The organism is Pseudomonas typographi (assembly GCF_014694385.1).
GTDB classification, from domain to species: Bacteria; Pseudomonadota; Gammaproteobacteria; order Pseudomonadales; family Pseudomonadaceae; genus Aquipseudomonas; species Aquipseudomonas typographi.
Window position 1 is genome coordinate 1 of record NZ_JAAOCA010000014.1, and the last position, 19,450, is coordinate 19,450.

Sequence of the window (19,450 nt, forward strand, 5' to 3'; positions counted from 1 at the left end):
GCCCCGAGCCCGCCCACCACACAGAATTGGCTGGGCACCGACAACCAGGCCCGCGACGTACTGGCGCGTGTGCTCTATGGCACCCGCGTTTCGGTGCTGTTTGCGCTAGCGCTTACCTTGATCAGCTCGCTGATCGGTATCGCCGCCGGGGCCCTGCAGGGCTACTACGGCGGTTGGGTCGACCTGTTCGGCCAACGCCTGCTGGAGGTGTGGTCAGGCTTGCCGGTGCTGTACCTGTTGATCATTTTATCCGGCTTCGTCGAGCCGAATTTTTGGTGGTTGTTGGGGATCATGGCGCTGTTCAACTGGTTGGCGCTGGTCGATGTGGTACGCGCCGAGTTCCTGCGTGGGCGCAACCTTGAGTATGTGAAAGCCGCCCGTGCGCTGGGCCTGCCCACCCGCCGGGTGATCGTGCGGCACATCCTGCCCAATGCGATGACCGCCACCCTGAGCTATTTGCCGTTCATCCTAACCGGTGCGATTTCCACGCTCACGGCGTTGGATTTTCTCGGTTTTGGCATGCCCGCTGGCAGCGCGTCATTGGGCGAGTTGGTCGCCCAGGGCAAGGAAAACCTACAAGCCCCCTGGCTGGGCCTTACGGCCTTTTTCACCCTGGCCCTGCTGCTGACCCTGCTGGTATTCATTGGCGAGGCGCTGCGCGACGCCTTCGACCCTCGCCGCTGACGGAGCCCCCATGAGCGAAGCCTTGATCCAAATCCGCGACTTGCATGTGGCCTTCGCCGGGCAACCGGCGTTGAGCGGGGTAAGCCTGGATATTTTCGAAGGAGAGTGCCTGGCCTTGGTGGGGGAGTCCGGTTCCGGCAAATCGGTAACCGCCCACTCGATCTTGCAACTGCTGCCGACCGCCGCCTGCACCTGCGAAGGCAGCATCCGCTACCGCGGGCAGGAACTGCTCGGGGCGGGCCCGCGCATTCTGCGCCACCTGCGTGGTAACCGGGTGGCGATGATCTTCCAGGAGCCGATGACCTCGCTCAATCCGTTGCACACGGTGCAACGGCAAATCGGCGAAACCTTGTTGGTACACAAGGGGTTGTCTGGCAAGGCCGCCACCGCGCGTACCCTGGAACTGCTCGAGTTGGTCGGTATCCCGCACGCCCGGCAACGGCTCAAGGCCTACCCCCACCAACTCAGCGGTGGGCAGCGCCAGCGGGTGATGATCGCCATGGCCCTGGCCTGCGAGCCAGACCTGCTGATCGCAGACGAACCGACCACGGCGCTGGACGTGACCGTGCAGCGCAAAATCCTGCTGCTGCTCAAATCACTGCAGCAGCGCCTGGGCATGTCGTTGCTGTTGATCAGCCACGACCTCAACCTGGTGCGGCGCATCGCCCAGCGCGTGTGCGTGATGAAACAAGGCCAGGTGGTAGAGCAGGCACCCTGCGCGCAGTTGTTCAAAGCGCCGCAGCACCCCTACAGCCGCCTGTTGCTGGATGCCGAGCCTGCCGGCACGGCGCTGCCCCGGGATACCCGCGAGGTGGTGCTGCAGGTAGAACAGCTCAAGGTGTGGTACCTGCTGGGCGGCGGCTGGTGGCGCAAGCCGCTGCACGCGATCAAGGCGGTGGATGGCATCAGCCTGAGTGTGCAGCGCGGTAAAACCCTGGGGATCGTGGGCGAATCCGGTTCGGGTAAATCCACCTTGGGCCAAGCAATCCTGCGCCTGCTGCCCGCCGAAGGGCGCATTCGCTTCGAGGGGCAGGCGTTGGAGGGGCTGAGCGAAAAACAGCTGCGGCCATGGCGCAAGCGCATGCAAGTGGTGTTTCAAGACCCCTTCGGCAGCCTCAGCCCGCGCCTGTCGGTGGCGCAGATCATCAGCGAGGGCCTGGAGGTGCACTCCAGTGCAAACGCTGCCGAGCGTGAGCGGCTGGTGGTCCAGGCCCTGGAAGAAGTGGGGCTGGACCCGGCCAGCCGGCACCGCTACCCGCACGAGTTCTCCGGCGGCCAGCGCCAACGCATCGCCATCGCCCGCGCGCTGGTGCTCAAGCCGGCGCTGATGTTGCTCGACGAACCCACCTCGGCACTGGACCGCACCGTGCAAAAGCAGGTGGTAGCGTTACTGCGCCAGCTGCAGGAGCACCATGGGTTGACGTATCTGTTCATCAGCCATGACCTGGCCGTGGTGCGCGCCCTGGCCCATGACGTGATCGTGGTCAAGGATGGTCAGGTGGTGGAGCATGGGCCCAGCGACCAAGTGTTCGAGGCGCCGCAGCACCCTTATACGCGGGAGCTGTTGGAGGCGTCGGCATTGGAAGGCTGAGCGCTGGATACGGGTTCCGGCTGCACCGCGTTTTCCTTGCCCAGCAATGCCCGCTTACGCTCTACCCCCCAGCGGTACCCTGCCAACGCCCCGTCGTGGCGCACCACCCGGTGGCAGGGCACCGCCACCGCCAGGCGGTTGGCGCCACAGGCCTGGGCCACGGCGCGCACCGCGCCGGGCTGGCCGATACGTTCGGCCACCTGTGTGTAACTGGCGGTTTCGCCGGGCGGGATGTCGCGCAGGGCCTGCCACACCCGTTCCTGAAAGGCCGTGCCGCGGATGTCTAACGGCAAGGCCAGGCCCAAGCGCGGCGCCTCGACGAAACCCACCACTTGCGCCACCCGCTGTTCGAACCCGGGGTCGGCACCGATCAACTCGGCACGAGGGAAGCTGTCTTGCAGCTGCTCCAGCAAACGCTCCGGCTCGTCGCCCAGCAGAATGGCGCAGATGCCTTTGTCGCTTTCGGCGACCAGGATCGTGCCCAGGGAACACGCGGCCAAGGCAAAGCGGATGTGCACCCCTGCCCCGCCTTGGCGAAATTGCTTCGGCGGCATGCCCAAGCGCGGTTGGCTGCTGGCATAAAAGCGGCTGTGGGCGTTGAAGCCTGCGTCGTAAGCGGCGGCGGTCACACTGCGCGAAGGGTCGGCCAAGCCGTCACGGGCGCGGCGCGCACGGGCGGCATCGGCGTAAGCCTTGGGTGTCAGGCCGGTGTGCGCCTTGAACAGCCGGTGAAAATGCGCCGGGCTCAACCCGGCCCGTTCGGCCAGCGCGTCGAGGCGCGGGGGGGCTTCGGCCCGGTCGATCTGCCGGCAGGCTTCGACCACCAGGCGGGCATGCTGGGCGCGGCGTGTGGGGGGCGGCATGGCAAATGTCCTCGAGGCGTCGGCTATAAGCTGCAGGCTAACCAAGCCTGGGCATTGGCGCCTCCCGTTTCTTGTGCTCAACAACGGCAAAGGCCACCCGAAGGTGGCCTTTGTGCAGCATAAGGGCTAACCCTTACTTGACCGGCCAGCCGGTCAGTTCCGACAGCGCCTTGCCGATGTCGGCCAAGGAGCGGACGGTTTTCACGCCGGCGTCTTGCAGGGCGGCGAACTTCTCGTCGGCGGTGCCTTTACCACCGGAGATGATCGCGCCCGCATGGCCCATGCGTTTGCCGGGCGGTGCGGTCACACCAGCGATGTAGCTCACCACCGGCTTGGTCACGTTGGCCTTGATGTAGGCCGCGGCTTCTTCTTCGGCCGAACCACCGATTTCACCGATCATCACGATGGCTTCGGTTTTCGGGTCTTCCTGGAACAGCTTCAGGATGTCGATGAAGGTCGAACCCGGGATCGGGTCACCGCCGATGCCCACGCAGGTCGACTGGCCGAAGCCGGCGTCGGTGGTCTGCTTGACCGCTTCGTAGGTCAGGGTGCCGGAACGGGAAACGATACCGACCTTGCCTGGCAAGTGGATGTGGCCAGGCATGATGCCGATCTTGCACTCGCCTGGGGTGATCACCCCAGGGCAGTTCGGGCCGATCAGGCGCACGCCCAGTTCGTCGCACTTGACCTTGGCGTCGAGCATGTCGAGGGTGGGGATACCTTCGGTGATGCACACGATCAGCTTGATGCCGCCATTGGCCGCTTCGAGGATCGAGTCCTTGCAGAACGGGGCCGGTACGTAGATCACCGAGGCTTCTGCACCGGTGGCTTCCACGGCTTCCTTGACGGTGTTGAACACCGGCAAGCCCAGGTGGGTGCTCCCACCCTTGCCCGGGGTTACGCCGCCGACCATCTTGGTGCCGTAGGCGATGGCCTGTTCGGAGTGGAAGGTGCCTTGCGAGCCGGTGAAGCCCTGGCAAATGACCTTGGTGTCTTTATTGATCAGGACGCTCATTACTTGCCCTCCGCGGCTTTGACGACTTGTTGCGCAGCGTCGGTCAGGCTGGTAGCCGCGATGATGTTCAGACCGCTTTCCGCGAGTACTTTGGCGCCCAGTTCAGCATTGTTGCCCTCAAGGCGAACGACTACCGGCACTTTCACGCCCACTTCCTTCACCGCGCCGATGATGCCTTCGGCAATCATGTCGCAGCGAACGATACCGCCGAAGATGTTGACCAGAACGGCCTTCACATTGCTGTCGGACAGGATAATCTTGAACGCTTCGGTCACACGTTCCTTGGTGGCACCGCCACCTACGTCGAGGAAGTTGGCCGGTTTGCCACCGTGCAGGTTGACGATGTCCATGGTGCCCATGGCCAGGCCCGCGCCGTTGACCATGCAGCCGATGTTGCCTTCCAGGGCCACGTAGTTCAGTTCGAACTTGGCGGCGTGGGCTTCGCGCGGGTCATCTTGCGACGGGTCGTGGAACTCGCGCAGTTTTGGCTGGCGGTACACGGCGTTGCTGTCGATGTTGATCTTGGCGTCCAGGCAATGCAGGTTGCCATCGGCCTTGATCACCAGCGGGTTGATTTCCAGCAGGGCCAGGTCGTAGTCCTTGAACAGCTTGGCAAGGCCCACGAAGATCTGGGTGAACTGCTTGATCTGGTTGCCTTCCAGGCCCAGTTTGAAGGCCAGTTCACGGCCTTGGTACGGCTGTGCGCCGACCAGCGGGTCGATGGTGGCCTTGAGAATTTTCTCGGGGGTGTTATGGGCAACGGTTTCGATGTCGACACCGCCCTCGGTGGAAGCCATGAACACGATACGACGGCTGGAACGATCCACCACCGCGCCCAGGTACAGTTCCTTGGCGATGTCAGTGCACGACTCGACCAGGATCTTAGTGACTGGCTGGCCATTGGCATCGGTCTGGTAAGTCACCAGGCGCTTGCCCAACCACTGGAGGGCAAATGCCTTGGCGTCTTCTTTGCTCTTGACCAGTTTTACGCCACCGGCTTTACCGCGGCCACCCGCGTGGACCTGGGCTTTGACCACCCATTCGGTGCCGCCGATTTTGTCGCACGCCTCTGCGGCGGCTTCCGGGGTGTCTACCGCGTAGCCCTTGGATACCGGCAGGCCGTACTCAGCGAACAGCTGCTTACCCTGATACTCGTGAAGATTCATGCTTTTTACCGTCTTCGTTAGGTACTGCGCTCTCGGCGCTGCGCCCCAATGGAGGGGTGCCGCGCCACCTGTGACTGCTTATTGCAAAAGCGGTTCGGGCACCGGGGTCGCGTCGCTCACTCGGCGCCCTGCTGCTCTACAAGGTCGCGTCCGGCGTACATTCCGCGGTAAGCCCTGGGCTTACGACGGGCAGTGCGCCGTTGGTTTCTTATTGTGTTAACGCTTCTTGCGGTTGGCCACGTGGATGGCACCGCCATTCACGGCCAGGGCTGCCTCGTGCAGCGCCTCGGACAACGTGGGGTGGGAGAACACCATCATCCCGAGGTCTTCGGCACTGGTGCCGAACTCCATCGCGATGGCGCCTTCCTGCACCAATTCTGCAGCGCTAGGGCCGATCACGTGTACACCCAGTACGCGGTCGGTCTTGGCATCGGCGATAACCTTGACGAAACCGCCGGTGTCGTTGGCGGCCATGGCACGGCCGCTGGCAGCGAACGGGAAGGTGCCCACATTCACTTCAATGCCCTCGGCCTTCAGTGACTGTTCGGTCTTGCCCACCCAAGCAATTTCCGGGTGAGTGTAGATCACCGACGGGATCAAGTCGTAGCTCATGGTGGCTTTATGGCCCTTGATGCGCTCGACGACCATCACGCCTTCTTCCGACGCCTTGTGCGCCAGCATCAGGCCGCGCACCACGTCACCGATGGCATAAACGCCCGGTACGCTGGTGGCACAGTAGTCATCGACGAAGATAAAGCCGCGCTCGTCGATGTCCACGCCGCTGTCCGACGCCAGCAGGTCGGCGGTCACCGGGCGGCGGCCGACGGCCACGATCAGCTTGTCGAACGTGATCTTCTGTTCGCCATTGGCGTCGGTGTAGGTCACTTCGACTTCTTCGCCGTTGACCTTCGAACCGGTCACGCGGGCACCCAGCTTGATATCCAGGCCCTGCTTGGTCAGGGTTTTATAGGCTTCCTTGGACACGGCGGCATCGGCAGCCATCAGGAAGGTGTCCAGAGCTTCGAGCACGGTCACTTGAGCACCCAGGCGAGACCAAACCGAGCCCAGCTCCAGGCCGATGACGCCAGCACCGATCACACCCAGGCGCTGAGGCACAGAGGCGAATTCCAAGGCACCGGTGGAATCGACGATGACCTTTTGGTCAACCGGGGCGGGCGGAATGTCGATCGGGCGGGAACCTGAGGCCAGGATCACGTTGTCGGCCTCGATCACCTCGGTGGTACCGTCCGGCTTGGTCACTTCGACCTTCTTGCCGGCCAGCAGTTTGCCGTGGCCCTCGATGGAAGTCACGCCGTTGGCCTTGAACAAGGTGGCCACGCCGCTGGTGAGGTTTTTCACGATACCGGCCTTGCGGCCGATCATCGTGCCCACGTCCATCTTCACCTCGCCGGTGGAGATGCCGTGGACGTTGAAGCTTTCTTTCGCTTCCTTGTACTTCCAGGAGCTGTCGAGCAGCGCCTTGGAGGGAATGCAACCGACGTTGAGGCAGGTACCGCCCAAGGCGAGCTTGCCATCCTTGTCGGTGTATTTCTCGATGCAGGCGGTTTTCAGGCCCAGTTGGGCGGCCTTGATCGCCGCCACGTACCCACCAGGGCCGGCACCGATCACTACTACGTCGAATTTCTGAGTCATAAAGGATCCTTAGTGCTACAAGCTGCAAGCTTTACGCTGCAAGCGCTGGCACAGGCTTCTGCCGAAGCGTGCCGCTTGTCGCTTGCAGCTGCGTTTTAAATATCCAGCAGCAGACGAGCCGGGTCTTCCAGCAGGTTCTTGATAGTAACAAGGAACGTGACCGCTTCCTTGCCATCGATCAAGCGGTGATCGTAAGACAATGCCAAGTACATCATCGGCCGAATCACCACTTGGCCATTGATGGCCATCGGGCGCTGGAGGATGTTGTGCATGCCCAGGATCGCGGCCTGCGGCGGGTTGACGATCGGGGTCGACATCATCGAACCGAAGGTACCACCGTTGGTAATGGTGAAGGTGCCACCGGTCATTTCTTCCATCGACAGTTTGCCGTCGCGGGCCTTCTTGCCGAAGGTGGCGATGCCATTCTCGATCTCGGCCAGGCTCATCAGCTCGGCATTGCGCAGCACCGGCACCACCAAGCCGCGATCGCTGGACACGGCCACGCCGACGTCGGCATAACCGTGATAAACGATGTCGTTGCCGTCAATCGACGCGTTCACCGCCGGGTAACGCTTAAGCGCCTCGGTAGCGGCCTTGACGAAGAACGACATGAAGCCCAGGCGCACACCATTGTGGCTCTTCTCGAACAGGTCCTTGTACTTCGAGCGCAGCGCCATCACTTCGGTCATGTCGACCTCGTTGAAGGTGGTCAGCATCGCCATGTTCGACTGTGCCTCGACCAACCGTTCGGCGATCTTCGCACGCAGGCGGGTCATCGGCACGCGCTTCTCGGTGCGGTCGCCGCTGCCTTGTACCGAAGGTGCGGCGGCAGCAGCGGCGGGCTTGGCGGCCGGGGCCTGGGGGGCGCTCTTCTTCGCTTCGATGGCAGCGACCACGTCTTCCTTGGTCACGCGGCCATCTTTACCCGTGCCCTTGATGCTCGACAGGGCAATGCCGTTTTCCTCGGCCAGCTTGCGCGCCGCGGGTGCGCCGAGGGTGTCGTCCTCAGTGGCAGGCGCGGCGGCAGCAGGCGCGGCGGCGGGGGCGTCGGTAGCGGGGGCGGCAGCCGAAGGCGCCGCCGCCGGTGCCGCGGCGCCGCCCGCTTCGATCGAACCCAGCAGCTCGTCGGACAGAACAGTGTCGCCTTCGTTCTTGACGATCGCGCCCAGTACGCCGTCAGCGGTGGCGAGCACTTCCAGTACAACCTTGTCGGTTTCGATGTCGACAATCAGCTCGTCACGCTTAACGGCCTCGCCCGGTTTCTTGTGCCAGGTGGCAACGGTGCCATCGGCAACCGATTCCGGGAAAGTGGGGGCTTTGATCTCGATAGCCATTCTCAGTGGTTCCTTAAATTCGGTTTCGTTGGCTCGAAGGCCTTAAACGGTAAAGGCATCGCGCAGCAGTTTTTCCTGCTGCTCGGCGTGCATCGAAGCGTAACCGCAGGCCGGCGCGGCCGACGCATCGCGCCCGGCGTATTCCAGGAACAGGCCCTTGTTGTGGCCTGCCAGGATACGGCGGAAATGATGCTGGCTTTGATACCAGGCACCTTGGTTCATCGGCTCTTCCTGGCACCACACCACGTGCTTGAGGCTGGTGTACGGCGCGAGGATTTCGACCAAGTCGTCTTCCGGGAACGGGTACAGTTGCTCGATGCGCAAAATGGCGGTGTCGTCGCGGCCTTCGGCCCGGCGTTTCTCCAACAGGTCGTAGTACACCTTGCCGCTGCACAGCACCAAGCGCTCGACCTTCGCCGGGGCGATATTGTCGATCTCCGGGATGATGGTCTGGAACGAGCCTTCGGCCAAGTCCTCCAGGGTGGATATCGCCAGTTTGTGGCGCAGCAGCGACTTGGGCGTGAGCACGATCAGCGGTTTGCGCAGCGGGCGGATGACCTGGCGGCGCAGCAAGTGGTAGATCTGTGCCGGGGTGGTCGGCACGCACACCTGGATGTTGTGCTCGGCGCACAACTGCAGGTAGCGTTCCAAGCGCGCCGACGAGTGCTCGGCGCCCTGCCCTTCGTAGCCATGTGGCAACAGCATGGTCAAGCCACACAGGCGGCCCCACTTATGCTCGCCGCTGGTGATGAACTGGTCGATCACCACCTGCGCGCCGTTGGCGAAGTCACCGAACTGGGCTTCCCAAATCACCAGCGCGTTCGGCGAAGTGGTCGAGTAACCGTATTCGAAGGCCAGCACCGCTTCCTCGGAGAGGAACGAGTCGTACAGGTCAAAGGCCGGCTGGCCACTGTACAGGTGGTTCATCGGTACGTAGGTGCTTTCATCCTTCTGGTTGTGCAGCACTGCATGGCGGTGCGAGAAGGTGCCGCGGCCTACGTCCTGGCCGGTAAGGCGGATGGGGTGGCCTTCGAACAGCAAGGTGGCGTAAGCCATGGTTTCGGCGTAGCCCCAGTTGATCGGCAAGCCGCCGGCCTGCATCTTCTGGCGGTCTTCGAGGATCTTCGCCACTTGCCGCTGCACCACCAGCCCCTCGGGAATTTCCAGCAGCTTGGCCGACAGTTCCTGCAGGGTCTTGAGGTCGAAACGGGTATCGTGGCGGGCCGTCCAGGAGTGGCCCAGGTAGGGGCGCCAGTCTACGAACAGTTCCTTGTTCGGCTCCTTGACCAGGCTCTTGACCACGTGCAAGCCGTTATCCAGCGCGTTGCGGTACTCGTCTACCTGGGCCTGAACGGCCTCGGTGGTCACGGCACCGGCTTGAACCAGGCGTTCGGCGAACAATTCGCGGGTGGTGCGCTGCTTGGCGATCTGCTGGTACATCAGCGGTTGGGTGCCGCTCGGCTCGTCGGCCTCGTTGTGGCCGCGGCGGCGGTAGCACACCAGGTCTATGACCACATCGCGCTTGTACTGCATGCGGTAGTCGACGGCCAGTTGGGTAATGAACAGCACCGCTTCCGGGTCATCGCCATTCACGTGCAGGATCGGCGCCTGGATCATCTTGGCAACGTCGGTGGCGTACTCGGTAGAGCGCGCATCCAGCGGGTTGCTGATGGTGAAACCCACCTGGTTGTTGACCACGATGTGGATGGTACCGCCCGTTTTGAAGCCGCGGGTTTGCGACATCTGGAAGGTTTCCATCACCACACCCTGGCCCGCGAAGGCAGCGTCGCCGTGAATGGAAATCGGCACCACCTTGTCGCCATTCGCATCGTTGCGGCGGTCTTGGCGGGCGCGCACGGACCCTTCCACCACCGGCGAAACGATCTCCAGGTGGGACGGGTTGAACGCCATCGCCAAGTGCACTTCGCCGCCACCGGTCATCACGTTGGAGGAGAAGCCCTGGTGGTACTTCACGTCACCGGAGCCCAGCTCGACCTTTTTCTTGCCTTCGAACTCGTCGAACAGCTCACGTGGGTTCTTGCCCAGGGTGTTGACCAGCACGTTCAGGCGCCCGCGGTGGGCCATGCCGATGACGATTTCTTTCGAACCGTAAGAGCCGGAGCGCTGGATGATCTCATCGAGCATCGGGATCAAGCTTTCGCCGCCTTCCAGGCCGAAACGCTTGGTGCCGGGGTACTTGGTGCCCAGGTATTTTTCCAGGCCCTCGGCGGCGGTGACGCGCTCGAGTATGTGGGTCTGCACCTCGGGCGAGAATACCGGCCGGCCACGCACGCTCTCGAGGCGCTGCTGGAACCAGCTACGCTGCTCGGAATCGACGATGTGAATGAATTCGGCGCCGATGGTGCGGCAATATGTCTGCTGCAAGGCCTCGTAAATTTCACGTAGGCTCGCTTCTTCCTTACCGATGAACAGGTCGCCGGTACGGAAGGTCGTGTCTAGATCGGCATTGGTCATGCCGTAATGATTGATCGACAGGTCGGCCGGCGCGGGCCGTTTCCACAACCCCAACGGGTCCAGTTGGGCAGCCTGGTGGCCACGCAGCCGGAAGGCCTGGATCATTCGAAGTACTTCAACCTGCTTTTTCTCATGCTCGCTGCTCACGCTACCGGCAGACACCGGCTGTGCGCGGCGCTGGTTCTTCGCCAGCAATACGAAATGGTCGCGAACGGTCGAGTGCGAAACATCGGGAGCGGTGCTGCCGTCGGCGGGCAATTTCTGGAAGTAAGTGCGCCACTCTTCTGGCACAGCGTTAGGGTCGTGCAGGTAAAGCTCATAGAGCTCTTCCACATAGGCCGCGTTACCACCTGAAAGGTAGGCGCTGTTCCACATGCGCTGCATCACGCTTTCTTGCATGCTTGGTCACCCTCGGTTAGGGGCCACCACCGGCGTGAACCACAGCGCGCTCGCGTGCCGCAAGCCACCAAGGATCCCACAGATGTTCCGGGTACCAGCCCGGCTGCCCCTGCTGGTCTCATTGCTTCAAAGTAAAGGCAAAGGCCCGTGGGCCCTGCCCGATTTCGCCATGGCGCGGGCCAAGGCCCGAAACACGGCACACTGCGGTGCTGCGGTGCTGCGGTGCTGCGGTGCTGCGGTGCTGCGGTGGATCAGATACCGCTAGACAACAACATGTTACGCACGTGGCCGATGGCCTTAGTGGGGTTCAACCCCTTGGGGCACACGCTCACGCAGTTCATGATGCCGCGGCAGCGGAATACCGAGAACGGGTCATCCAATGACGCCAGGCGCTCGCTGGTGCGGGTATCACGGCTGTCGGCCAAAAAGCGATAGGCCTGCAGCAGTGCAGCCGGGCCCAGGAACTTGTCTGGGTTCCACCAGAAGGACGGGCAAGACGTCGAGCAGCAAGCGCACAGGATGCACTCGTACAAGCCGTCGAGCTTTTCGCGCTCTTCCGGTGTTTGCAGGCGCTCGATGGCCGGAGCCGGCGTGTCGTTCTGCAAGAATGGCTTCACCTTCTCGTACTGCTTATAGAAGATGCTCATATCGACCACCAGGTCACGTATGACCGGCAAACCTGGCAGTGGGCGGAGCACCAGCTTGTCGCCCTTGACCACGGCAGACAGCGGCGTGATACACGCCAGGCCGTTCTTGCCGTTGATGTTCATGCCGTCGGAACCGCACACGCCTTCGCGGCAGGAACGGCGGTAGGAGAACCCTTCGTCCTGCTCTTTGATCAAGGCCAGCACGTCCAGGACCATCAAGTCCTTGCCGCCGGTGTCGACCTGGAAATCCACCATCGCCGGCGCGGAGTCCTGGTCAGGGTTGTAACGATAGACGCTGACTTGCAACATGGTGATCACCCTTAGTAAGTCCGGACTTTAGGTTCGAAGGCCGGTACGGTCTTCGGCGCGAAGTTGACAGAGCGCTTGGCCACACGTTTCTCCCCAGGGAAGTACAGGGTGTGGCACAGCCAGTTCTCGTCGTCACGGTCTTCGAAGTCTTCGCGGGCGTGCGCGCCCCGGGATTCTTCTCGGGTATTGGCGGCGATCGCCGTAGCCTCGGCAACCTCCAGCAGGTTTTGCAGTTCCAGGGCTTCGATACGCGCCGTGTTGAAGCCTTGGCTTTTGTCATTGATCTTGACGTTGGCGATACGTTCACGCAGGCCCGCCAATTGGGCGATGCCTTTTTCCATGTATTCGCCGGTACGGAACACGCCGAAGTAGTTCTGCATGCAGTTCTGCAGCTCGCGGCGCAGGCTGGCGACGTCTTCGCCGCTGTTGCGCTCGTTGAGGCCGGCCAAGCGCGACAGTGCCACGTCGATGTCGGTGTCGCTGGCGTCGCGGTATTCGATACCGTCAGATAGCGCTTTCTCCAGGTGCAGGCCGGCCGCGCGGCCGAACACCACCAGGTCGAGCAGCGAGTTGCCACCCAGGCGGTTGGCCCCGTGAACCGACACGCACGCCACTTCACCCACGGCGAACAGCCCCGGGATGATGTGGTCGACGCCATCGGTGCCCATGGTGATGGCCTGGCCATGGATGTTAGTGGCTACGCCGCCCATCATGTAGTGGCAAGTCGGGATCACCGGGATCGGTGCGACCACTGGGTCGACGTGGGCGAAGGTCTTGGCCAACTCGCAGATACCCGGCAAGCGACTGTGCAGCACTTCCTCGCCGAGGTGGTCGAGCTTAAGCAGTACGTGGTCCTTGTTAGGGCCCACGCCATTGCCGGCCAGCACTTCCTTGACCATCGAACGGGCCACCACATCGCGGCCGGCCAGGTCTTTGGCATTGGGCGCATAGCGCTCCATGAAGCGCTCGCCATTGGCGTTGATCAGGTAACCACCCTCGCCACGGCACCCTTCGGTGACCAGCACACCGGCGCCGGCGATGCCGGTGGGGTGGAACTGCCACATTTCGATGTCTTGCACCGGCACGCCGGCACGCAGGGCCATGCCCACGCCGTCACCGGTGTTGATCAACGCATTGGTGGTGGAGGCATAGATACGCCCGGCACCACCGGTGGCCAGCACGGTGGCCTTGGCGCGGATATAAACGGTTTCGCCGGTTTCGATGCAAATGGCAATCACACCCACGAAGGCGCCGTCCTGGTTCTTCACCAGGTCCACGGCATACCATTCGTTGAGGAAGGTCGTGCCGCTCTTCAGGTTGGCCTGGTACAGGGTGTGTAACAGCGCGTGGCCGGTACGGTCGGCCGCGGCGCAGGTGCGCGCCGCCTGGCCGCCCTTGCCGAAGTCCTTGGACTGGCCGCCGAAGGGGCGCTGGTAGATACGGCCGGTTTCGGTGCGCGAGAATGGCAGGCCCATGTGGTCCAGCTCGAAGACCGCCTGTGGCCCCACTTGGCACATATATTCGATGGCATCCTGGTCACCGATGTAGTCCGACCCCTTCACGGTGTCGTACATGTGCCAGCGCCAATCGTCGTTCGGGTCGGCCGAGGCGATTGCGCAGGTGATGCCGCCCTGGGCGGACACGGTGTGCGAACGGGTCGGGAACACCTTGGTGACCACGGCGGTCTTGTGGCCGCCTTGTGCCAATTGCAGCGCCGCGCGCATGCCGGCGCCGCCGCCACCGATGATGATGGCGTCGTAGTTCAGTGTACGAATGCTAGACATGTATCAAATACCCCAAAGAATCTGCACACCCCAGACGAAGTAAGCGAACATCACCACGCCGCATACCGCCTGGAACAGGAACCGCACGACCGTCGCCGACTTACCCAACGCCATCGGCGTGAGATAGTCGGTGGAGATGGTCCACATGCCAACCCAGGCGTGGGCGCTCAAGGCGACCAGGGCCAGCAGGCTGAAGATGCGCATCCAGTTGTTGGCGAACAGCGCGTGCCACTGGGCGAAATCGAGGCCCGGGTGCACCACGAGGTATCCGATGAGGAAAATGAAATAAACCGCGAGCACGACCGCAGACACCCGTTGTGCCATCCAGTCATAGAGGCCCGAACGGGACAGGTTTGTGACGTTGGTTACCATACCCAGACTCCTGCCAGAACGATGAGCACCACCGAGACGACGATGACGATTTTCGAGCCCAGCTTGCCGCCTTCAAGCGTTTCGCCGAGGCCCGTATCCATCACCAGGTGGCGCACCCCGGCTACCAGGTGGTACAGCAGGGCAGAAAGCAGGCCCCACGTCACCAGCTTGACCAGCGGGCTGGTCATGAACGCCTTCACCTCGCCGAAGCCATCCTCGGAGCCGAGCGACTTGCCCAGCGCGTAGAGCGCGATGGCAATGCCGACGAAAAGGATGACACCCGAAATGCGGTGGAGAATGGACGTGTAGGCTGTGACGGGGAGTTTGATGGTCCTTAGGTCGAGGTTTACAGGTCGTTGGCTATTCACGGCTTTTTTCACACTGAAGAGCCCCCTTGCAAGCAGGGCAAGTTGTCGGGAAGTGTACTGGTCAGGTACCCACCACCCAGGGAGTGACGACCACGTAAGCTGGCCTTTGCGAGCCGCTGGCGGTCGGACGCCGAGTATAGACAGTTAGGAAACTAATGACAACGCACAGCACTGCCCCGAAGGGCGCATTGCAAACACCCCGTAAAAGGCGTAAATGGCGTTGAAAAGCAGAAAAAAAGCCCTCTGGCGTGCGGCTAAAGGCTAACACTTGGCAAATTGACTTTGGTATTTATCCCACTATAGTGGTGCGGGCCCTGCGTGGGGGGTCTGTCAGATGATTTGAAGCATAAAATAGGAGGCCATATGGCTGACAAAAAAGCGCAGTTGATCATCGAGGGCGCCGCCCCCGTCGAGCTGCCCATTTTAAATGGCACCCTTGGCCCTGATGTCATCGACGTCCGTACACTGACCGCCTCGGGGGTGTTCACCTTCGACCCGGGTTTCATGTCCACCGCCTCATGCGAATCGAGCATCACCTACATCGACGGCGAGCAGGGCGTGCTGCTGCACCGCGGCTACCCGATTGAGCAATTGGCCGAACAATCGGACTACCTCGAAACCTGTTACCTGCTGCTCAACGGCGAACTGCCCAACGCCGAGCAAAAGGCCACGTTCGTCAGCACCGTGAAAAACCACACCATGGTGCACGAGCAGCTCAAAACGTTCTTCAATGGCTTTCGCCGCGACGCCCACCCCATGGCGGTGATGTGCGGCGTGGTCGGTGCGTTATCGGCGTTCTACCACGATTCGCTCGACATCAAGAACCCGCAGCATCGCGAAATCTCGGCGATCCGCCTGGTTGCCAAAATGCCGACCCTGGCGGCAATGGTGTACAAGTACTCCATCGGCCAACCGATGCTGTACCCGCGCAACGACCTTTCGTATGCTGAAAACTTCCTGCATATGATGTTCAACACACCGTGCGAGATCAAACCGATCAGCCCGGTGCTCGCCCGCGCGATGGACCGGATTTTCATCCTGCATGCCGACCACGAGCAGAACGCGTCCACCTCTACCGTGCGCCTGGCCGGCTCCTCCGGGGCCAACCCGTTCGCCTGTATCGCCGCGGGCATCGCTGCACTCTGGGGCCCGGCCCACGGCGGCGCCAACGAAGCGGTACTGGCCATGCTCGATGAAATTGGCGATGTGTCCAACATCGACAAGTACCTGGCCAAGGCTAAAGACAAGAACGATCCGTTCAAGCTGATGGGCTTCGGCCACCGCGTGTACAAGAACTTCGACCCCCGCGCCAAGGTCATGAAGCAAACCTGCGACGAAGTGCTGGCCGAGCTGGGCGTGAAGAACGACCCGCAGTTGGAACTGGCGATGAAGCTCGACGAAATCGCCCGTAACGACCCGTATTTCAAAGAGCGCAACCTGTACCCGAACGTCGACTTCTACTCGGGTATCATCCTCAAGGCGATCGGCATCCCGACCAGCATGTTCACCGTGATCTTCGCCCTGGCTCGCACCGTGGGCTGGATCTCGCACTGGAAAGAAATGCTCTCCAGCCCGTACAAAATCGGCCGCCCTCGCCAGTTGTATACCGGCGAGCGCAAGCGCGATCTGGTCAGGCTCGAAGACCGGAAATAAGCATCGAAACCGCCCCTCGGGGCGGTTTCAAGTGCTAAAGGGTTTGACCTGCCCTTGTAACACCGCCAAATGCTGCCCTATTTTTCCGCAGCCGCCTTCAACCCTTTCAACGTATTGAACGGCGCGTCGACCACAAACTTGTTGGCGACCCATGACGGCACGCTACCGCCTGGCTCGGTATGCACCTGGTAGGTCACTTCGGTACTGTTGGGCCCTTTAGGCACCAGTGCCCAAAAGCCCTTCACCTCGGTAACCCGCACGAAGCCCTTTTCTTCCGGGATATAACCCGGCACACCTTCCAGGGTGCGGGTCAGGCTGCCATCGGCGGCTTCGCGGCTTACCACATGCACCACCGAATCACGGGGCGTCACCGGCCATGGGGTGTTGAACTGGGTATAGGTCCACGCCTCGGCACCGTGAGACTTGAGCAGCTTCGATACCTTGCATTCATGTATCCAGCGGCAGGCATTGGGCAGGTCCTCCTGCAAGGCGCGGATTTTATCGAGGCTGGCGTTGATCAAGGTGGTCCCGCGGTAGGCCTTGTAGCTGGACCCGGGTACGTCGGCCAGCGATACGGTAATGCCCTGCTCGCTCTTGGCGACTTGCCAATCCTCGGCGTGGGCGGCGGCAAGCGGCGTGAGTGCGAGGGTGAACAGCAGTGCAATGCTTGGGGTCGATCTCATGGGTTTTCCTTGTTGTTAGAAGATCAAAAGCGCAGCCGTATCAAGCTGCCGTAGCCGCCTCCAGCCAGCCGATCAAGCGGATGGCCGCTTCACGATCATCACCGCACACCTCGGGCCCTGGCCGAAAGCCCGAACACACCGGGGGGCGGCGTGGGTCACCGAAGAGGCCACAGCGGTAGTCTTCCAACAATTGCACGCAGCGCACCCCGGCGGGCTTGCCATGGGGCATACCCGGTATCGAGGAACTGATCGAGGGCGCGGTGCAACAAGCGCCGCAACCGGAACGGCATTGCATGGACGACCTCATGAAACGGAACGACCGAGCGTGGTGCAGCCAACCTGCATCACGCTCGGTCGATAGTATCGGCTCAAACGGCCGTTTCAAACCACCGAGCGAACCTTTTTTATTGCGGGAATTTGAAATCCAGCGCCGCGCCGTCTACATCCTTGCGCGCCTCAGTGCGCAGGTTCAGGTCCATCTCGTTGCTAAGCAAGCGGCCATTGAGCTCGAAGCCGTCGGGTGGTTTCTGCTCGAACAGCTTGGGCAATACTGGCTTGGGCACCTCTTCGGCGTCAATTTTGGCCTGGGGTTCGAGCTTTTGGACCATGCCTTTGGGCAAGGTCAAGTCCAGCTTAGGCTTGGGTAACTCATTAGCAATAGCATCGGCCTGCTTGCGTGCCGGCGTTTTGTTGGCAGCCTTTTTAGGCTGTTTGCCAGCGGGCGGTTGGGTCGGCGCCTTTTTTGCCGGCACACGCTTGGCCTGGGTCGCCGGCCCCTGGCCCGCTTCGGCCAGTAAAAGGCCGGCCGGCCTAATGCCCGGTTCGGGCATTGGTGTGGCAGCGCCGGCCATCGCGCAAAGCGAAAGGCCCAACAGCAGGCCGATGACGTTGAGTCGTTTCATGGGCGAGGCAGCCAAAGCAAAACGCAAATTCAAAGCCCCTATGCTCTCGCTTGGGCGGGCGGGTAGCAAGTGAGGCCCCATGAATGGCTAATAAACCGTGCCGTGGCCGCCCTCCTGGCACAATTGGGTGGCCAACCAGCCCAGGGTCATCAATGCCTGTTCGGTTTCGTGGTTCCATGCAATACCACAATTGAGCCGGATGCAGTGGTTGAATTGTTCAGTGTTGCTGAAAATCAGCCCCGGGGCGATCGACAGCCCATGCTCCAGGGCACGCACGTGCAGCTCTTGGGTATCGACCCGGCCCGGCAAGCTTACCCACAGCACGAAGCCACCGACCGGGCGGGTCATTTGGGTGCCGGCCGGAAAATGCTGTTGCACCGCCAACTGGTAAACACTGAGGTTCTTGCGAAACTCTTGGCGCACGTAACGCAGTTGGCGGTCGTAGCCACCATGTTCCAGATAACCGGCCACCGCCATTTGCGTAACGCTGCACGCCGAATGGGTGCTGAACGTTTGCAACCGCTGTACCTCGGCCTGGTGCCGGCCAGCCAGCATCCAACCGATGCGCAGCCCGGGGGCGAGCGTTTTGGAAAAACTCGAGCAGTACACCACCAGCCCGGCCTTGTCGTAAGCCTTCAGCGCCTTGTAACGCCCGGGGTCGAATACCAACTCGCCGGCCACGTCGTCTTCGATCACCTGAATGTTGAAATCCGCCACCAGGCGCAATAGGTGTTTTTGCCGTTCTTCAGGCATGGTGCTGCCCAGTGGGTTGCTCAGCCGCGCCGACAACACCAGCGCCTTGATCGACCATTGGTTGGCCGCCAATTGCAAAGCCTCCACGCTGATCCCCAATGCCGAGTCGCTGGGGATCTCGATCACTTTGAGGCCCAACAGGTCCGCCAGCTGCAGCAGGCCATAGTAGGTGGGCGATTCCGCCGCGATCAGGTCGCCGGGGCGGGTGAGCACCCGCAAGGCCATTTGCAGGGCATCCACCGCGCCGTGGGTGATTACCACCTCGCTGGGGTCGACCACCACGCCGGCATCGCGCATGCGTATGGCAATCTGCCGCCGCAGCGGCTCATAGCCGGGGCTGAACATGTAGCTGAAGGCCCGTTGGCTTTGGAACCGAGTCACCCGCGCCAATTGCTGGTGCAGTGCCCGCACCGGCAGGTAAGAGGGGTGCGGCACTGCGGCACCGAGGGGGAACACGCCCTCCTTGCGTGACTCGTCCAGCACCTGCTCGATAATGCTGCTGCGGGTGACCAACCCCGGGCGCTCGACCCTGGCGATGTCCGGGGTCGAGGCTGTCAGCGCTGGCGTTTGGTGCACGTAATAGCCCGACTGCGGGCGGGCCCGGATCAGGCCCTGGTCTTCCAGGCTGGCATACGCCTGCAGCACCGTGGCATGGCTAACGTTAAGCTGCGCACTGAGCTTGCGCACCGACGGCACCTTCTCGCCGGGGCGGTAAACGCCCCGGCGGATGTCGTCGGCCAATTGTTGGGCGACACGCTGATATAACAACGGTGGAATCATCGATGGCTCGAAGCTGTAG

At 62.1% G+C, this 19,450-nt stretch carries 16 protein-coding genes and 1 pseudogene; 3 read left to right on the plus strand and 14 right to left on the minus strand.

Going from position 1 to position 19,450, the window contains the following annotated elements; genetic code table 11:
* Positions 1-684: ABC transporter permease subunit (locus tag HAQ05_RS12335; protein ID WP_190420930.1), on the plus strand; the 684-nt coding region annotated here is incomplete at its 5' end.
* A 10-nt stretch (positions 685-694) separates the two neighbouring features.
* Positions 695-2,275: an ABC transporter ATP-binding protein gene (locus HAQ05_RS12340; RefSeq protein ID WP_190420932.1), complete on the plus strand. Its 1,581-nt coding sequence runs from the start codon at positions 695-697 to the stop codon at positions 2,273-2,275.
* On the opposite strand, the pseudogene ada reads toward HAQ05_RS12340, so the two are convergent.
* The 10 genes and pseudogenes from ada to sdhC all read right to left on the minus strand — a co-directional run.
* Positions 2,233-3,114, minus strand: a pseudogene (gene ada / locus HAQ05_RS12345) (bifunctional DNA-binding transcriptional regulator/O6-methylguanine-DNA methyltransferase Ada); the annotation flags it as partial. The gene HAQ05_RS12340 and the pseudogene ada sit on opposite strands and share 43 nt — an antisense overlap.
* Positions 3,115-3,271: 157 nt before the next feature.
* Positions 3,272-4,153 (minus strand): succinate--CoA ligase subunit alpha, encoded by an 882-nt coding sequence (sucD, locus tag HAQ05_RS12350; protein ID WP_190420936.1) that lies wholly within the window; start codon positions 4,151-4,153, stop codon positions 3,272-3,274.
* A complete protein-coding gene (sucC, locus tag HAQ05_RS12355) occupies positions 4,153-5,319 on the minus strand; it encodes an ADP-forming succinate--CoA ligase subunit beta (RefSeq protein ID WP_190420938.1) in 1,167 nt (388 codons plus the stop codon). The genes sucD and sucC overlap by 1 nt, the downstream gene beginning before the upstream one ends.
* Positions 5,320-5,535: 216 nt before the next feature.
* Positions 5,536-6,972 (minus strand): dihydrolipoyl dehydrogenase, encoded by a 1,437-nt coding sequence (gene lpdA / locus HAQ05_RS12360; RefSeq protein WP_190420940.1) that lies wholly within the window; start codon positions 6,970-6,972, stop codon positions 5,536-5,538.
* 95 nt (positions 6,973-7,067) lie between these two features.
* Positions 7,068-8,306 (minus strand): 2-oxoglutarate dehydrogenase complex dihydrolipoyllysine-residue succinyltransferase, encoded by a 1,239-nt coding sequence (gene odhB / locus HAQ05_RS12365; protein ID WP_190420942.1) that lies wholly within the window; start codon positions 8,304-8,306, stop codon positions 7,068-7,070.
* Positions 8,307-8,348: 42 nt separating this feature from the next.
* Positions 8,349-11,180 (minus strand): 2-oxoglutarate dehydrogenase E1 component, encoded by a 2,832-nt coding sequence (locus HAQ05_RS12370; RefSeq protein ID WP_190420943.1) that lies wholly within the window; start codon positions 11,178-11,180, stop codon positions 8,349-8,351.
* A gap of 251 nt (positions 11,181-11,431) precedes the next feature.
* The gene (locus HAQ05_RS12375; protein WP_190420945.1) at positions 11,432-12,136 is read right to left on the minus strand and encodes a succinate dehydrogenase iron-sulfur subunit; all 705 of its coding nucleotides are present in this window, start codon (positions 12,134-12,136) and stop codon (positions 11,432-11,434) included.
* An 11-nt stretch (positions 12,137-12,147) separates the two neighbouring features.
* Entirely contained in the window at positions 12,148-13,920 is a 1,773-nt protein-coding gene (gene sdhA, locus HAQ05_RS12380; RefSeq protein ID WP_190420947.1) for a succinate dehydrogenase flavoprotein subunit, read from the minus strand.
* A gap of 3 nt (positions 13,921-13,923) precedes the next feature.
* Complete coding sequence (gene sdhD, locus HAQ05_RS12385) at positions 13,924-14,292, minus strand: succinate dehydrogenase, hydrophobic membrane anchor protein (protein WP_190420949.1); 369 nt, start codon at positions 14,290-14,292, stop codon at positions 13,924-13,926.
* Complete coding sequence (gene sdhC, locus HAQ05_RS12390) at positions 14,286-14,672, minus strand: succinate dehydrogenase, cytochrome b556 subunit (protein WP_190420951.1); 387 nt, start codon at positions 14,670-14,672, stop codon at positions 14,286-14,288. The genes sdhD and sdhC overlap by 7 nt, the downstream gene beginning before the upstream one ends.
* Positions 14,673-15,023: 351 nt before the next feature.
* Between sdhC and gltA the strand changes: the two genes are divergently transcribed.
* The gene (gene gltA / locus HAQ05_RS12395) at positions 15,024-16,313 is read left to right on the plus strand and encodes a citrate synthase (RefSeq protein ID WP_190420953.1); all 1,290 of its coding nucleotides are present in this window, start codon (positions 15,024-15,026) and stop codon (positions 16,311-16,313) included.
* Positions 16,314-16,390: 77 nt separating this feature from the next.
* Here gltA and HAQ05_RS12400 read toward each other — a convergent pair whose 3' ends face one another.
* The 4 genes from HAQ05_RS12400 to HAQ05_RS12415 all read right to left on the minus strand — a co-directional run bounded on the left by HAQ05_RS12400 (position 16,391) and on the right by HAQ05_RS12415 (position 19,431).
* A complete protein-coding gene (locus HAQ05_RS12400) occupies positions 16,391-16,996 on the minus strand; it encodes an START domain-containing protein (protein ID WP_190420955.1) in 606 nt (201 codons plus the stop codon).
* Positions 16,997-17,036: 40 nt separating this feature from the next.
* Positions 17,037-17,291: a YkgJ family cysteine cluster protein gene (locus tag HAQ05_RS12405; RefSeq protein ID WP_190420957.1), complete on the minus strand. Its 255-nt coding sequence runs from the start codon at positions 17,289-17,291 to the stop codon at positions 17,037-17,039.
* A 109-nt stretch (positions 17,292-17,400) separates the two neighbouring features.
* Positions 17,401-17,898: a translation initiation factor 2 gene (locus HAQ05_RS12410; RefSeq protein ID WP_238935118.1), complete on the minus strand. Its 498-nt coding sequence runs from the start codon at positions 17,896-17,898 to the stop codon at positions 17,401-17,403.
* 87 nt (positions 17,899-17,985) lie between these two features.
* On the minus strand, positions 17,986-19,431 hold the full coding sequence (locus HAQ05_RS12415; RefSeq protein ID WP_190421217.1) for an aminotransferase-like domain-containing protein: 1,446 nt from the start codon (positions 19,429-19,431) through the stop codon (positions 17,986-17,988).
* Between the last annotated feature and the right edge of the window lie 19 nt (positions 19,432-19,450).